Below are 16057 nucleotides of genomic sequence, written 5' to 3'. Positions count from 1 at the left end.
CACACCCAACTTACTGCCCGGCTTGTTTTACTTTCTGCGCATTTTTGGAATGGCCATGAACACGGCCACGCCTTGGCCTTGGCTGTTGCGACCAGTGTAAAGTTCGATGCGAATGGCTTTGGCCCGAATTTTCATGTGTGCCAAACCACGCCCGCGCCCCAAGGTGTTGTGGGGCATGCCCACGCCGTTGTCGCTGATATTCAACAGCACTTTGTCATTGGCCTCATCCCAGCGCACACTCAATTCAATCTTGCTGGCTTTGGCGTGTTTCAGGCTGTTGGCAAAAATTTCCTGCACAATTCGCAGCAGATCGAACAGGTCGCGAGAGCTGTAGCCCTCCAATTTTGGAACGTCAGCCACACTCCACAGCAATGAAACACCACTTGCCTTCAAACGACGCTCGTAGCGCCAGCGGAAGTTGCCCAACAAGGCCAGCAGGTCATCACTTTGTGGATCAAGCGAATCAATCGCCATGCGCAAGTCGTCCAGGCATTCCTGCAACACATCGCGCATTTCATCCTGGCTCAAAGGCTTGGTTTCGCTCAGGTTCAGGGCCGACACCAAACTGGAACCCACCCCATCGTGAATGTCTTGCATAATGCGTCGGCGCTCATCGTCCTGGGCCCGTTGTTGCTCAATTTTGCGCAACAAATTGAATTGTCGAAACAGTTGTTGTTCGCGAACTGCCAGTTCGGAATTCAGCGAGTCATTGGATGATTTCAATTCTTGCAGCAAGCCGCGATAGCGCCTGAAAATAATCCAGCAAGCGCATACAAACAGCAAAATACCGGTGTACTGCGACAGCAGTATGGATTCGATGGGCAGCAGGTTCAGCATGGTGGCCAAATCCCGAATGCTGAGCAACACAAACAGCAGGGAGCTACAGCCCAGAATGGCGCCTTCGAAATTGCGTGCGCGCCAGGAATGGCTTAGCAAAATCAAATTCAACACAAACACCAGCGGGATGATTGGCAACAGCAACCAGAATGTGAAATTCAGGATTTGCTCGCTGCCTGCAGCAAAGGTGAGCAGAGAAACCGTCACCGCATAGGTTAGCAAACCCTTCGGTATCCAGTTCCAGCCAAGTTTCATGTAGCGGATCAGGAAAAGCCCGTACAGGCAGGCAAACCACGCATGCAGGCTGTGCACCAGTTGACCCCATTGCGCATGGGGCAGGGGCGTCCAGTCCATGAAATATCCGGTGTTGCGAATGGCAAACACGATCACGGCAAGGCTGAAAAAAAAGAACCCTTCCTGTTCCCGAAAAACCCTGGAGAAAGCCAGCAGCAAAAGGCCGCTGACAAAGGCCACCAGTGTGGCCAGCATCGACCCGGTGACCTGCCACCTGTAAGACGATTCATACATTGGCTCGAGCGTGTCATTGGGGCCCAGCCACAGTCGACCAAGGCCACTGCGATAGTTTTTGTAGCCGGCCACCTGAATCAGCAAGGTGTTTTGGCCAGTGGAAAGAAGGTCGGGTGAAAACTGAAACAGGTAAGGGTAGTTCCAATGCCGCGTAACCTCGCCCTCCAGGGTGCCCAGTCCGCCAATCCAGTGTCCGTTCAGGTAAGCGTGCGCGTTCATGATCGCCCTGGGCAAGAACACGGTGTTGGGGGTGGGTTTGGCCGGATCCAATCGAAAGTCGATCTGGTACCAACCTTGGCCTTCAAAGCCGGGTTGGGTGGTGTCCCAGGAATCGGGCAGCATCACGGTTTTCTTGGCATTCAGCGACATCACGTCGGCTGCGCTCAGTGCGGAATTGCTGGAGAACAGCACTTTGGCGTGATCAAACAGATAGGCTTGCGCTTTGGCATTGTCATCACCCAGGCCGGGCAGGGGGGCGTTGAACGTGCCCCACAAGGCCACCAGCAGGGTGATTGCGAACAACAGGGAAAAACGCCAGGCAAACAGGCGATCAACGGGTTCCGGGTTCAAAGGTCGAGCAAGCCCAGAAGAGTGGCTTCGTAGACTGCTTCTGACCTGCTGTGAACATGCAGTTTTTTGTAAATTCGCTTCACATGCGTGGCTACGGTGTGGGTAGAAATTCCCATTTGAGCTGCAATTTCCTGCGCTGTGAACCCGCGTGCCACTTGTTGAATGACTTTCAATTCCCGGTCGGTGATGCTGCAGGCTTTTTGTGACTCATCCTGCCCGGTTTTCGCTTGTAAAAAGTCGCTGTCGGCAGGCCGTGCTGCCTGCATTTTTGACAACAACTGGCGGGCAATCAAGGGGCTGATGGGCGAACCACCATTGGCCACTTCCAGAATGTGCTCAATCAGTTCCTCGTTGGAATAATCTTTGAGCAGATAGCCGCTTGCGCCTGCCTCAAGGCTTCTCACCACATGGTCTTCATCACCGAAAGCCGTAATCACCAGGCATTCTGTTTCAGGCTTGTGTTTGCTAAGCCATTCAATCACCTCAATTCCGGAGGAATCGGGCAAACCCAAGTCGATCAGGGCGACTGTGGGGTTGGTCATGAACAGCAGGGAATAGGCGTCTTGAACAGTGCTTGCCACCCCCAGCAATTTCATTTGCGGTGAGGAATCGATAACGCGGGTCAGGTGGTCTTGCGTGGCTGGTTCGTCCTCGATCAGGATCACACCAATAGGCTTGGATTCAAACTGATCAAGGTCTCGCGCGTTCATGGTTGGCCGGTTTCGGTATTCAAGGGTAATTTGAGCAGAAAACAGGTGCCATGTCCCACTTCAGTGGACATTTCAATGTTGCCTCCCAGTGAAGCCGCACGTTGTTTGAGGTTCTTCAAGCCCCTGCCGTGTCGGCTCCTCTCCAGCACAAATCCTACGCCGTTGTCCCGAATCTGAACACCCACATATTTTGGTCCCCTTGAAACATGAAGGCTTACCTCGCTGGCGTTCGCATGTTTCAAAATATTGGTGAAAATTTCCTGAACCATGCGCAAAACATGCAGGCAGTTCCGGGCGTCCAGGTAAGGCACGGGTGGTATGTCTTCATCGACCACCCAATGCAGTCGAATGCCGGCACTTCGCATATTGTCTGCGATTCGGTAGCGAAAGGCGCCCAGAAGGGTGGTCAGGTCTTGCTCAATCGGCTCCAGTGAATCAATTGTCAATTGCAAATCCCGCAGGCCCGATTCAAGCAGGTTCAAGGTACTTTTTCTGTTGAAGTTGGAAGATTGCAGGTGGTGAATGGCAGCCACAAGGTGGGCGCCCAAGCCGTCGTGCATGTCCGCCATCAAGCGTTGGCGCTCAGCCATTTTCACTTTTTCTTCATCGGTTTTTTGCATACGCTGGTATTGCGTTGCCAATTCAACTTCCCGCTCCATCAGGCGGCTTTGAAGTGTCTCGTTAAAACGGTCCGATTCAGCCAGCAGACCGCTGTAGCGGTCAATCAGGAAGTAACTCATGGCCAGAAACATGGCAATGCCCATGTACTGATTCAAGAAGTAACCATCGAACGGCAAAATACCCGCGAGGAATAGCAGGTCGGACAAACTCAAAGCCATGTAGCACAGCAAGCCAAAGCCGAAAGCGTGCGGTGCCAGTGATTGTTTGTTGTTTCCATGCCTAATCAGCAGCACTACATTCCAGCTGTACATGCACAGGCCAAGAATGCCGTAATAGCCCACCAGTCGCAGTGCCCAGTTCTCATTGATGAACAGCAAAACCGGAAAACTGAGGGTGTAGGCCCACCATATTTTCCACTCCAGCCTTGGTTTGGGCACCCTGCAATAAAGAAGTATCAGCAATACGATTGCACTGGCAAACACCAGCAAGCCGCCTTGGGTAATCTGGATCCACAAACCATGTTCAAAGGGCGGCACCGTGGTCAAAAATGCCAGGTTCCGAATGCCCCACAAAAAGCAGGTGGCGGCAAGTAACGTGAGCAGTCCACTGCGCGTTTTGCCCATTCCGATCAGTATGGTCAACACAATACCCGCACCCAATACAAAGGCCGTGCTGAGGTAAACCGAAGTCACCTGGACTTCATAACGCGAACGGTAGGCTTCGCGCAAATTTTCGTCTGAACCCAGCCAGATCGATGACAAGCCTGCCAGGTAGTCTGGAAACGCGCGCACTTGAATGGCCAGCGTGTTTTTGCCCGGCTGAAGTGCCTTGGCCCCCAGGTTCACGATCTGCGGGCGGTTCCAGTTGCGCTCGGCATATGCACCAGTTAACGGGCCATAGAATGCGACGCGATCGCCATTGAGATACACCTCTGCATTCATGGCAAAGCGGGGTATGTAAATTGCCTCAATCCGGCTGTCGCTGGCCACGTTGAAATCCAGTTCATACCAGTAAAACCCGCCAGGGCCGCGCAGCATGTCGTCAATTCTGTGGGGCAGCAGCACCACGGGAGCGTTGGCCAGGTGCGCAGGTGGGCTGGTTTGGTAGTCGGTGTGCGCTGCAAAGCGTGCCATGGTTAATTCAATGGCGGCGGGGTCGCTGGGTATGGCTTTGGCAATTTGGTAATACAACACGGCCGCACCACTGAGTGCAATCAGCACGGCCAATGCATAGAAAAAGCCGAGTCGCTTTACCCAATTGGATGCGGGCGTTAATTGTGCGCTTGGCATTGTTTCAGCAGTCTTTCAGATTGATCAATCCCAAGGCATTGGCGCGATGAACAGCGCTGGTGCGGGAGTTTACCGCCAGTTTTTTGTAAATACGTTTAATGTAGGTGCTGATTGTGTTGATGGAAACACCCAGAATGTCTGCGATTTCAGCTTGCATGAAACCCTTGGCCACCATCTCAAGCACCTGTTGTTCCCGCTCGGACAGGGGGGTGAATTCATGCGTGGCAGTTGATTTGCTGGTGGGTAGTTGATCGGGTGTGGCGACACCGCGAAAACGGTTCAGCAGCCGCCGCGCAATCACCGGGCTGATGGGTGAACCGCCTGCGCGCAGTTGTTTCAATCGGTCCAGAATGTCTGCGGTGCGTGTGTCTTTGGTCAGGTAGCCTGTGGCCCCCGCCTCAATACTTGAAATCACATGTGATTCATCACCAAACACGGTCAATACCATGCTTTCGCAACCAGGCAGGTGCTGGTGAATGTGCGCGATCAATTCCAGCCCGCTGCCATCGGGTAAGCCCAGGTCAACCAGTACTACATCGGGTTGCAGTTGTTCAACCACGATCATGGCTTCTTTCAGGGTGTAGGCCTGTCCGACCAGGTTCAGCTCAGGGTGGGTTTCAATGCCCAGGCGCAGCGCTTGTTGTATGCGCTCGTCGTCGTCCACCAGCATCACGCGGATGGTGTCTTGTCCAATTTCTGTTCTGCTTTGTATGTTCATTGGATCAGTTGGTTGACTTCAATAATCGGCATCATCACAGCCAGTACAATCAATAACACAATCAGGCCCATCACCAAAATAAGTATGGGCTCCATTAAGCTGGTCAGCCACATGGCTTTGCGTTCCACTTCGGTGCGTTGGCTTTCCGAGGCACGCTCCAGCATGGCAGCCAGCTGCCCCGTGGCCTCGCCGCTGGCCACAAGGTGGGTGAGCACTGGCGGAAACAGGCCGCTTTTGCCCATGGCTTTGCTCAAGCCACTGCCTTCTTTCACGCGCTCCTGAACATCGATCATGGCCAGCTGCAATGCGCTGTTGCCCAAGGTGCGGTTGGCCGCAGCCAGCGCCTTCAAAATGGGAACACCGCTGCCCACCAGTATCGACAGCGTGGAAGCCAAACGCGCAGTGTTCACTGCCCGCACAAAAGGGCCAACCACCGGGATGGTCAGCACGGCTTCATCAAACTTCAGCTTGAAGGCTTTGTTCTTCAGCGCGTTGCGAAACAGGTAAATGGCAATTGCAAGCGCAAGGGCCATCAGCCATCCCCAATCGCGCAACAAGTCGGACAAGGCGATCATCACCACGGTCAAGGTTGGCAAAGCCTGGTTGTTGCTTTCGAACACCGACACCACCTGTGGCACCACATAGGTCAGCAGACCAATCACCACCATCAAGGCGACCACCGTCACAATGGCTGGGTAAATAAAGGCGGCACTCACTTTTTGTTGCAAGGCCTGGCGGGCTTCCAGTGCGTCGGCCAGTTTGGACAGCACGCCACCCAAATCACCGGTATTTTCACCCGCAGCCACAGTGGCCACATACATTTCAGGGAAGGCTTTTGGGTACTGCGCCAGTGCCTGGCTTAAGGGTGTGCCAGAAACCACTTCAGAACGAATGCTGTTGATGCGTTCCCGTATCAAGGGTTTCTCAGCCTGTTCAACCAATGCCGCCAAAGCTTGTGCCAATGCCAAACGGGCTTGCAGCAGGCTGGCCAGCTGGCGGGTCAACAGCACCACTTCACGGTTGCTCAGTTCCCGGTCAAAACGCCCGGCTTTCTTGCCGGTCATCTTGGCGCTGCCCACCTCAACGACTTCAATTGGGGTCATGCCCTGCATGCGCATTTGGTTGCGCGCGGCGCGGGGCGAATCGGCTTCCATCGAGCCTTTGACTGTTTTGCCTTGGGCGTTTAATGCCTCGTATCGAAAAACGGCCATGTGTGGTTAATCTCTCGTCACTCGAAGCAGTTCTTCCAGTGTGGTGGTGCCTGTGTCAACCCAGCGTTGGCCGTCTTCCCTCATGTTCTTCATGCCCTTGGCCTGCGCGCGTTGGCGCATTTCTGCTTCCGAGTTTTCGTTGTGCACCATGGTGCGCAATTCATCGTCGATGGTGAACAATTCGTACACGCCGGTTCGGCCAATGTAGCCTGTGTGGCCGCATTGGTCGCAGCCATTGGCATGCCAGTGGGTCGCGCCTTGCTCGTCCACGGTGCTTGTTTTGCAGTGGGGGCACAGGCGGCGCACCAAGCGCTGGGCCAACACGCCCAACAGGCTGGAGGACAGCAAAAATGGTTCAACACCCATGTCGACCAAACGCGTTACTGCGCTCACCGAGTCGTTGGTGTGCAAAGTGGCCAACACCAGGTGACCCGTCAGCGAAGCCTGCACCGCAATTTGCGCAGTTTCAAGGTCGCGGATTTCACCGATCATGATCACGTCGGGGTCCTGGCGCAAAATGGCGCGCAAGGCCTTGGCAAAGGTCATGTCGATTTTGGCATTCACAGGGGTTTGGCTGATGCCGGGCAAGTCGTATTCGACCGGGTCTTCCACCGTCATCACATTCGTGGTGGATGAATCAATTCGCGACAGCGCGGCATACAGCGTGGTGGTTTTACCCGAACCTGTTGGGCCTGTGACCAAGATAATGCCGTGCGGCATATTGCACAGACGATCCATTTCCTTCAGGGTGTGCTCTGGCATGCCCAGTCGGCTCAGTTCAAGCCGGCCCGCTTCTTTGTCGAGCAAACGCAGCACGGCGCGTTCACCGTGGCCTGTGGGCAAGGTTGAAACCCGCACGTCCATCGGCTTGCCGCCAATGCGCAGGGTGATTCGGCCATCTTGTGGCAATCGCTTTTCAGCAATGTCCAGGCTGGCCATAATCTTGATACGTGAAATAAGGGCGGAGTGCAGTTCTCGGCGAGGTTGCAACACATCCCGCAGGGTGCCGTCGACGCGGAAGCGAACTGCTGAATGGGTTTCGAACGCTTCGATGTGAATATCCGATGCGCCATCTCGGCTGGCCTGGGTCAACAAGGCGTTGATCATCCGGATAATCGGCGCGTCATCCTCGGTTTCCAGCAGGTCTTCAACTGCTGGAATGTCTTGCATCAACTGGTCCAGGTCCAGGTCGCCCGCCACCTCGTCGGCCACGGCCGCTGCACTGGTTTCCTGGTTCGAATACGCTTGATTGATCGTTTTTTCCAGCACCACAGCATCTTCACAAAACACCCAGTCGATCGGGCAGGGTGCCACACGCTGCGCTTCAATCAGTGCATGGCTGGGCGTGCGTGGGCTGAAAGCCAGGCGCCATTGATCGGCATGTGCGTCCAGGCACAGCACCTGGTTTTGTCGCGCAAAACCGTAGTGCAAACGGGCAACAGTTTGTGGGTTGAAGCGCAGCTCGCTCAAGGCTTGTTACCTCCAGTGGGCGCTGTGCCCAGGTTCGAGCTGGTTTCATTGCCGCTGCCGCGTACAATGCGCCCGCCATTGGGGCCTACATCGGAATTGCTGCTGCTTTCCCCTGCGCGTGGAATCACCAAAATGCGATTGCTTGGCGTCAGGTTGATTGAATCAGCATTGTTTTGAGCCGGGGCCACCGCGTTGGGGCGCGCTATATCGGCAGGTCGGCGGCTTGGCAACACTGGGGCTTCCATATTGGGCAAGCCAAAGCGTTTTTCGGGCTGGTTTTCCTGTTGCAACTGGCGCATGTAGTCGTAGCGGTTCGTCACAATGCTTTGGGCCTGGTCCTCGTTGCGCACCACCACGGGCCGCAAAAACACCATCAAGTTGGTTTTCTGGCGGCGTCGGTTGTCGTAGCGGAAAAACTGCCCCAGCACTGGCACATCGCCCAAGCCCGGCACCTTTTCCTCATTGCCTGTTACCCGGTCTTCCACCAAACCACCCAGCACAATGATGTTCCCGGTTTCGACCAGCACATTGCTTTCAATGGAGCGTTTGTTGGTGATGATGCCCGACACATTGGTACTGTCCACCACCGAACTCACTTCCTGGAAAATCCCCAGCTTCACGATGCCGCCTTCAGACACCTGCGGCTTCACGCGCAAGGTCAAGCCCACGTCCTGTCGCTCAATGGTCTGGAAGGGGTTTACAGTTGCGCCGTTGCCACCGCTGTTGGTGAATTGGCCGGTGATGAAAGGCACGTTCTGGCCAATTACAATTTTGGCCTCCTCGTTGTCCAGCGTCAGAATATTCGGTGTGGAAAGAATGTTCGCATTGGCCTTGCTTTCCAGTGCCCGCGCCAAAAAGCCCAGGTTGGAAATGGTGCCAATGCCTGGAATATTCACCTGTCCGTCAATCACGCCGATGTTCAAACCGCGGCCCACCGAACCCAGGTTGGTGGCTGCGCCCAGAATATTGCTGCCTGAACCTGGGTCATTGAAGTTGGTGCCGCCGATTACGCGCACACCGTCCGCACCCACGCCCGACAAGCCCTGAAACTGAATGCCAAACTCGGCTGCTTTGTCAGTGGACACTTCAACAATGAGGGACTCTACAAACACTTGTGCGCGGCGCACATCCAGCTTTTCGATGATGGAGCGCAGGTTGCGGTAAATCGGTTCGGGCGCGGTGATAATCAGCGAATTGGTGGAAGGGTCGGCCTGCACAATGCCGCCGTTGTTCAAATCCACATTGCCGGAAGCCGCGCTCAATTGCCCGCTGGAAGTACCACCACCCAATGAGGAGCCCAAGCTGCTGCCACCGCCCAAGCCAGGGCTGCCATTGGTAACGTTGCGCGTGCTGTTGTTGGTATTCGATGTGTCGCCCAATCCACCTGCCAAGCCGCCGCCAGAAAGCGAGCTCAATCCCGATGAACTGTTGTCAGAAATCGGACTGCTGCTGAGCACCGCTTGCAGTGTTTTCGCCAGCTTGGCCGCTTCGGCGTTTTTCAGGTACACCACCCACACATTGCCAGGCTGTTTGGTGGGCTGGTCCAGCTTGGCAATCAAGGCCTTCGCGAGGTTCAATCGCGCCTTGCTGGGCGTGCGCAGTAATAGTGAATTGGTGCGGGGGTCTGCCATCACGGACAAACGCTGCCCTGCATCCACGGCAGCGCCGGTTCCCCGGTTGCCTTCATCCAGCATGCGGCCCAATATGGCAGCCAAATCCACAGCCAGTGCATGTTCCAGCGGAACTACTTCCAGGTCTCCGGAGTAAGGGCCATCAATGCTGGCAATAATTCGGGCAATTCGTTGCAGGTTGTCTGCGTAATCGGTAATCACCAGGGTGTTGTTGTTGGGATAGGCGGCAATGGTGTTGTTCGGTGCAATCAAGGGGCGCAGCACCGGAACCAGTGCAGTGGCCGATTCATAGTTCAACTGAAACACCTGGGTCACGATTGCATTGCCGCTTTGGTTCATCGCGCGGCGGGGGTCGACACTGTCGGCTTGCACCTTGGCATCGTTTTCGGGCAACACACGGGCAATTCCACCACTTTCCACAATGGTGAAGCCTTGCAGGCGCAGCGCCGCCAGCAGCGCATTTTTCGCATCGGCTGCGCTCAAGGGTTCAGGCGACACCAGTGAAATGGTGCCGCGCACGCGCGGGTCAACCACAAAGGTTTGATTGGTAAACGAGCCAATTGCACGCACCACCGCATCAATGTCGGCGTTCACAAAGTTCAGTGCAAACTTGTCTTCCTGGCTGTTTTGTACCCGTGCCGTGCTTTGAAGGTTCAGGTTTTGTGCATGGCCTGCAACACCCAATCCCAAGCCCATAGAGGCCAGCGCAATGCTCAAAAGCGAGCGTTTCATTTGTCCCATGCGTGCAGTGTTCAAGCTCACTGTTCCTTTTATTTTTGCTTCTTTCATCAAAATACACCCAAGCGATAGCGATCGCCTTCAAGTCGTCCCATCTGGCTGAGCAAGCCTGTCAACGCATCCTTGCTGCGTTCCTGTGCACTGGCATACCCATTGAATACAAATCGTTGTCCGTTTGTCCACTGACCATTTCCCTCCAGCATCAAGGGGCCTTTGTTGGTCGCCAGTGTCATGTCTATTCTTGTATCAGGATTTCCTGTCACGGTGATGACATATTCACCCAAGGGTCGAATGCTGGCCAGCGCCGATTGCGCATCCAGCCATTTCAGTGTGGCATTCATGTTCTTGCCGCTTTCCCATTCAAGCCAGCTTAACTGCAACAGCCCCTCGGGTCGAATGGTATTGAATGGTGCGCCTGTTGCCCCCAGCCAGGCTGCGGGCATTCGAAGTTCTCCACCACTGACAGTAATACCTGCGCCATTGAATCCCAGATGCAAAGGCTGTACGAATTTTGGATGTGTTACTTCAATGGCCAGCCAACCAGCGTCGCTGCCCAACTTCAGCCGCCAGGCCAGTGCCTCCGGAATGGCATACACCCGTGCCCCATCCGACAAACCCAACTGCATTTGCCCGGCCCACACCGAACCGTTGCTGCCAAGCACCCGCACCTTACCGTCGCTTGCTGATTCAATGCTGCCGGACACGGCATACACCGGGTAATTCCACACCAGCACCGCCAGGGCAATCAAGGCAAACGGCCACAAGCCTCGCAATCGTTTCATTGGGGCGCGCCTGCATTGCCCTGGTTGGCTGGCAACAAGGTTACATAACCTTTCAACACCCCGGCTTCCACTTTCTCGACTTCGGCCAAATTCAAATTAATGCTGGAAATGGCCTCTGCGCGCGCCATCCAGGCCAAAAAGCCACTGGCCGACACATTGTTGAACTCCACACGAATGTCGCCCTCTTCGGTGCGCACCAATGCGGCCTGCTCTGCAATGCCTTGTTCGTCGAGCAGTTGTTGCAGGCGGGCCTGCAAATCGCTCTCGGGTACGACAACTCTCGAGCGTGCGCCGCGCAGGGCTTCAAGGTCTTGCGCAGCGCGCATCACCTGGCCAGCTTTGTCCACCAGCGCAGCCTGGTTGGCTGGTCCTTGTTGTATGGTCAGTAAGGCTGGTTCGATCAGAACAAACCAGGCAATCAGAATGGCCGCCAACGCGCCACCGTAAGTCACCAGTTTTCGTTCCCTGCTGTTCAGTTGGTCCAGTTGGGCTTGCGCCTTGTTCAGGAAGTCAGTGGGTTTCATCGCGCAACTCCCTTCTTTACTTGCAGCACTGGCAAGTTGGATTGCGCACCAATCAGCCACTTGGCCTCCAGCCTTCTGGCCTTGAGTTTTTGCAAAGCGGCACCTTGCTGGTCTTCAGAAACATTGGCGTTGAACCGAACACTGAGTGTGTTCTCAGCCCAGGCAAAATCGACCATGCTGTTAAAAGGCGCTTGCTCCATGGCCAGCCCCACCTCGTGCAGCAGGGCGCTTGCACCCTGGGCATTGCTGGTGTCCAGCCCGGCGTTCAGGTTGCGTTTTTCTCGTTCAATCAACAGCAGGGGGTCGGCCACCATGGGCGTGTTGGGCAAGGCCTGTGCATAGCTTTCCGCAATCTGCGCTTCAATGGCGGCGTTGGCGTTTTCAATTTTGAAGGCCAATGCATTCAAGCCCAGCACCGCAACAGCCAACAACACCGCGGCAGGGGCAAGCAATTTGCGCAAGCCAGCCTGGTTGGCCATGGGGCGCATGCCCATTTTTCGAAGTTCGTCCGCGTTCAACAGGCTTTTGTTCAACAGCTTTGGCAGGGGCTCGACCGGTGCTTTGGCACTGGCCCGAATTTTATTTTCACCCATGGCACCGTCCACCTGGGTGTTCAGCCACGCGTGGTCAGTGTTACTCAACTCAATTACGGGGGCGCCGGTTTGTTGCAATCGGCGTTGCAGCATCACTTTCAACACGGCGGGTTGGGTGGCGGGGGTCAGCAGGGGAGTGTCAATGCCATCGACCAAAATAAAATCTTGTCCGCTCAGCCATGCCGCGCCCTCGCTTCCGGTGCGTTCACGCAGTGTTTCGCAGCTCAAGCCTGCCAACTTCAGCCCTTGTTGTGCACAGCTGCTGACAATGCTGCGTGCGCGTGTTTTGCCCAGCACGGCGGCCAGCTTCGCGCCGCCCAGATGGTTGGGCAGGTTGGGCCAAAGGCTTACGTGGTTTTCTTCAGGTTCATTGAGCAAATAAGGTTCAACCAGAAAGGGCAGCGCCTCTTTCAGTTTGTTACCAGTCAATTTTGGCGGCACCACGGCAAACAGGCCCACTTCGGTGGGGTTCACCAAGACCAGGCAAGGCATGTCCTTCGGTAGCTTGTTCAGGGCTTCTTCGCCACCATGCAATTTGTCGCCACTTCGGGCCAGCACTTCGTAACGCAGGCGAATCATGCGGCCTTCTTCTTCCGCACGGGTTTGGTCCAGGGCTTTTGGCCACCAAATCACCAACAAGGGTTGGTTGTTATTCAATTATTGTCTCCACATCACATACACGCGCTGGTCTCTTCGCTCAAGCAAAGCCCGGGTCCGAATCAACGCTTCCTCTACCTGTGCAGTGCCTTCTACCAGGAAGTAATTGCTTCTCACGGTTATTAAATCATTGTTTATGGTCACATTTGCATTCAGGGCAGCCCGAATATCGGCCACATTTCTGAAAGTGACTCTTTCACGTTGGGCCAGCAGTCGCTGGGCATCGCTAAAACTCATTTCTTCTACTACTGCGTAAAGCACCTCGGCAGATGCAGTGTTGGCATTTACCGCACTCGCTTTGGGCAAAATGGCGACATAAGGGCGCAACTGGTTCCAGGTTTCCTCAGAGATTCCGTACTTGCCGCGAAACTCTTCCCAACGCAAAGCCGGTTCAATGGGTGGGGCGTTGGGGTCAATTCCTTGCTCTTCGGGGTTGGCCAGTTTTGGCATGAACATGCTGCTCAAGGTTTGCACCAGCAAGTTGCGCTGGTCCGCAGGCACGCTCAGCAGGTCGCACAGTTTGGTAAAGCCAGCCAGCCAAATTTGCTGGCGTGGGTTGTCAGCACCCAGGTTGCGCAGGTTAAAGCGCCCTTGTGCATCCTCAATTCGCCCGGTCAACACCACCTCGCGGTCATCCACGTCAGTGGCGTTTTCTTCCTTGCGCATCAAACCCTCGTTGATGCGGCTTTCTGCCAAGGGCACAGCCCAAGGCTCAGTCAAAGTGTCAGTGGTAGACACCCTCGCGTCTTCGCGCAAAATAACACGGGCCCAATCTACACCGCTGCGGCTAACAGCATCCGCCTGGTCGCGTGCAGCAGCCACTGAAATGGTTTTGGCGGTTGCAAACAGATTCCAGATCAAAGGGCTTACTGCCAGTGTGCACAGCACTACAATAAACAGCGCCATGACCACGGCTGCGCCTTGTTGCCTTGGGGCTCGAGTCAATTGCATCAGTACACCCCGCCTGTTAAAAACACCCGCGTTACAGCCTGGTTGTTGGGTTGGGTCAAGCTGATTTCAACCGCCCGTACCAGGCTTTGCACGGCCTGCCCTTCAGGTGTTCCCGGTGTTTCGCCCTCTCCGCTCTCGGGGGGGCGCTGTGCCGGGCTGCCGCTGTTCAACTGCAAAGCGGGCCCTTGCAATTCAAGATCGGTGCGTTCTTGAACAATGTGGTTGCCAAATATCACGGGGCTACTCCAGCCGCCCGGTTCCCGCAGAAGGCGCACCTGCATGCCACGGGTGGCAATCGGGTCGCTGATCGAGGGTTGCTCAGGGTTCAGCTCGCGCCGGGCAATTCGCAGCAAGTTGGTGCCGTCCAGCACCCATTCCACACGCTCCCGGTAGGCGGGTTCGCTGGTGTTGCGCTGGGTAAACTGAATCAGCAGGCCATTGCCGGTTACTTCAATCAAATCGCTTTCCGGGGTGGGCGCCTCCAGCGTCAGCTCAAGCGCACCCAGGTCTTTCTCAAATTGCGACAACACCGCCGATACAGTTTGAATTTGCTCATCCACTTCGGTCACCCGGTTGGCCGAGCGCAGCACCTCTTGCAAACCCTGCCAGGACAAAATCGAGATCACCGACACAATGCCCAAGGCGATCAGCACTTCCAACAGTGTGAAACCTTGTGCGTTTTTACTCATGGCGCACTACTCAAGAAAATCACCAAGCGTGCAAGTTGATTGCCTTGGGCACCCTCAAAGGCGTCCAGCACCTGAATTTCCACCCGTCTGAAATTCGGGTTTGGGGTATTTGAAATTTCAACCCGGCACACGAAACGGAAATTGCCCTGTGGGCAGGCTTGTTGTGCTGTTTGTGCGCTTGGGAAAACACCGGACACCCGAATGAAGTTGGCCGCATTCTTTGCGCTCCACTGCGCATACTGCCGCTTGATCATCTCGTCCTGCTGAATATTCAAATTACCCGCGGCCTTCAGGCAAGCGATCAAGGCCACAGCAATAATGGTCATTGCAACCAATGCTTCAATCAGGGTAAAACCGCGCTGCTGTTTCATAGGCGCTGACTGCCCCTGTTCAGCACCGTGTTGGGTTTGCCCACCTTGAACACCCCACTGGCCTGGCTTTCCAGCACCACTTGAACCTGGTTGCGTTGAAGCACAATGGCCTGGCGTTTCAGGCCAGCCTGGCTTTCCAGGGTCAGGAATTTGTTCTCCAGGCCCTCATTAATCAGGGTTACCTTGAAGGGACCGTTGTCCCAAAGGCGAGGGCGTAGCAGGGGTTCCGTGCTTACTGGCACCCAACGGCTGCCGGTGAATTCCTCAAAGGTATAGCCTTCATCGCCGGCCACAAAGCGAATGTCTTTGGATTTCAGAAGGGATTCTTGCTGGGCAATGCGCAGCAGTTGCGACAGCTTTTTGGCGTCAGACTCCAAGTAATTGGAGTCGCCGGGTGTGCCGCGCACCACAATAAGGCCAGCGGCGATCGACAAAACGACGATCACCACCAGCAGTTCAAGCAGGGTGAAACCCTGCTTAGAGACTCCAGGAACCAATGTCGGCATTCACGCCCTCACCACCGGCTTTGCCGTCTGCGCCAAAGCTCATCACATCAACTTCGCCATTGATGCCCGGGCTCAAAAACTGGTAGTTGCTGCCCCAAGGGTCAACTGGCAGGCGAGACAAATAACCGCCCTGCTTGTAATTGCGTGGCACGGGTTCTGTTGTCGGGAGAGTCACCAACGCTTGCAAACCCTGCTCAGTGGTTGGGTAGCGGCTGTTGTCCAAGCGGTACAGGTTAAGGGCCTGCATCACCGAGGCAATGTCCTGCTTGGCAGCAACCACGCGGGCTTCATCCGGGCGACCCATAATCTTTGGCACCACCAGGGTGGCAAGAATGCCAAGAATGACTACAACCACCATAATTTCAATCAGGGTAAAACCCTTGTTTTGTTTTTTGCCTTGAAGCGAATTTAGTTTTTTCATAAACAACCGTAGAAAAGATCCAGAATTATCCTTGCTGAAGGTTACACCCATTTTATGAATATTTGACAGCAGCTCGCACCACCCTTGCACGCAGCACAAAATCCCCCCGCTTTCGGGTAATCGGTAAAACCTTTACCCTTGTCACGTAAATAGGGTCTTTCTTAGGTGTTCTTGCATGCGCATACTGCTGATGTGGGCAACCAAGGTTGCCGACAACCCTTGAAGCATGGCTTAAAAACC

At 55.1% G+C, this 16057-nt stretch carries 15 protein-coding genes; all 15 read right to left on the bottom strand.

Annotated elements, in window-relative coordinates; genetic code table 11:
• Positions 1-27: 27 nt before the first annotated feature.
• The 15 genes from FCS97_RS01770 to gspG are packed head-to-tail and all read right to left on the bottom strand — an operon-like array spanning position 28 to position 15817.
• Entirely contained in the window at positions 28-1935 is a 1908-nt protein-coding gene (locus FCS97_RS01770) for a sensor histidine kinase (protein WP_138516056.1), read from the bottom strand.
• A complete protein-coding gene (locus tag FCS97_RS01765) occupies positions 1932-2645 on the bottom strand; it encodes a response regulator (protein WP_138516055.1) in 714 nt (237 codons plus the stop codon). The genes FCS97_RS01770 and FCS97_RS01765 overlap by 4 nt, the downstream gene beginning before the upstream one ends.
• Positions 2642-4555, bottom strand: coding sequence for a sensor histidine kinase (locus FCS97_RS01760; protein ID WP_138516053.1), 1914 nt, complete (start codon positions 4553-4555; stop codon positions 2642-2644). The genes FCS97_RS01765 and FCS97_RS01760 overlap by 4 nt, the downstream gene beginning before the upstream one ends.
• 4 nt (positions 4556-4559) lie before the next feature.
• Positions 4560-5273 carry a response regulator gene (locus FCS97_RS01755; RefSeq protein ID WP_138516051.1) on the bottom strand — a complete coding sequence of 238 codons (714 nt, stop codon included), beginning with the start codon at positions 5271-5273 and terminating at the stop codon, positions 4560-4562.
• Complete coding sequence (gene gspF, locus FCS97_RS01750) at positions 5270-6484, bottom strand: type II secretion system inner membrane protein GspF (RefSeq protein WP_138516049.1); 1215 nt, start codon at positions 6482-6484, stop codon at positions 5270-5272. Before gspF ends, FCS97_RS01755 begins: the two co-directional genes overlap by 4 nt.
• A gap of 6 nt (positions 6485-6490) precedes the next feature.
• Positions 6491-7954: a type II secretion system ATPase GspE gene (gene gspE, locus FCS97_RS01745; RefSeq protein WP_171035128.1), complete on the bottom strand. Its 1464-nt coding sequence runs from the start codon at positions 7952-7954 to the stop codon at positions 6491-6493.
• Positions 7951-10374: a type II secretion system secretin GspD gene (gene gspD / locus FCS97_RS01740; protein ID WP_138516047.1), complete on the bottom strand. Its 2424-nt coding sequence runs from the start codon at positions 10372-10374 to the stop codon at positions 7951-7953. The genes gspE and gspD overlap by 4 nt, the downstream gene beginning before the upstream one ends.
• The gene (gene gspN / locus FCS97_RS01735) at positions 10374-11105 is read right to left on the bottom strand and encodes a type II secretion system protein N (RefSeq protein WP_138516045.1); all 732 of its coding nucleotides are present in this window, start codon (positions 11103-11105) and stop codon (positions 10374-10376) included. Before gspN ends, gspD begins: the two co-directional genes overlap by 1 nt.
• Positions 11102-11629, bottom strand: a complete 528-nt coding sequence (gene gspM / locus FCS97_RS01730; RefSeq protein WP_138516043.1) for a type II secretion system protein GspM — start codon at positions 11627-11629, stop codon at positions 11102-11104. The genes gspN and gspM overlap by 4 nt, the downstream gene beginning before the upstream one ends.
• Positions 11626-12879 carry a type II secretion system protein GspL gene (gene gspL, locus FCS97_RS01725; RefSeq protein WP_138516041.1) on the bottom strand — a complete coding sequence of 418 codons (1254 nt, stop codon included), beginning with the start codon at positions 12877-12879 and terminating at the stop codon, positions 11626-11628. The genes gspM and gspL overlap by 4 nt, the downstream gene beginning before the upstream one ends.
• Positions 12880-13830, bottom strand: coding sequence for a type II secretion system minor pseudopilin GspK (gspK, locus tag FCS97_RS01720; protein WP_138516039.1), 951 nt, complete (start codon positions 13828-13830; stop codon positions 12880-12882). It abuts the gene before it with no gap.
• Positions 13830-14519, bottom strand: a complete 690-nt coding sequence (locus FCS97_RS01715) for a PulJ/GspJ family protein (RefSeq protein WP_138516037.1) — start codon at positions 14517-14519, stop codon at positions 13830-13832. The genes gspK and FCS97_RS01715 overlap by 1 nt, the downstream gene beginning before the upstream one ends.
• Positions 14516-14890, bottom strand: coding sequence for a type II secretion system minor pseudopilin GspI (gspI, locus tag FCS97_RS01710; protein WP_138516035.1), 375 nt, complete (start codon positions 14888-14890; stop codon positions 14516-14518). Before gspI ends, FCS97_RS01715 begins: the two co-directional genes overlap by 4 nt.
• The gene (locus FCS97_RS01705) at positions 14887-15396 is read right to left on the bottom strand and encodes a prepilin-type N-terminal cleavage/methylation domain-containing protein (protein ID WP_138516033.1); all 510 of its coding nucleotides are present in this window, start codon (positions 15394-15396) and stop codon (positions 14887-14889) included. Before FCS97_RS01705 ends, gspI begins: the two co-directional genes overlap by 4 nt.
• On the bottom strand, positions 15368-15817 hold the full coding sequence (gspG, locus tag FCS97_RS01700) for a type II secretion system major pseudopilin GspG (RefSeq protein ID WP_138516031.1): 450 nt from the start codon (positions 15815-15817) through the stop codon (positions 15368-15370). The genes FCS97_RS01705 and gspG overlap by 29 nt, the downstream gene beginning before the upstream one ends.
• Positions 15818-16057: the final 240 nt, after the last annotated feature.

Source organism: Limnobacter alexandrii, assembly GCF_005871185.1.
Classification (GTDB): domain Bacteria; phylum Pseudomonadota; class Gammaproteobacteria; order Burkholderiales; family Burkholderiaceae_B; genus Limnobacter; species Limnobacter alexandrii.
This window is presented reverse-complemented; position numbering and strand designations above follow the sequence as displayed.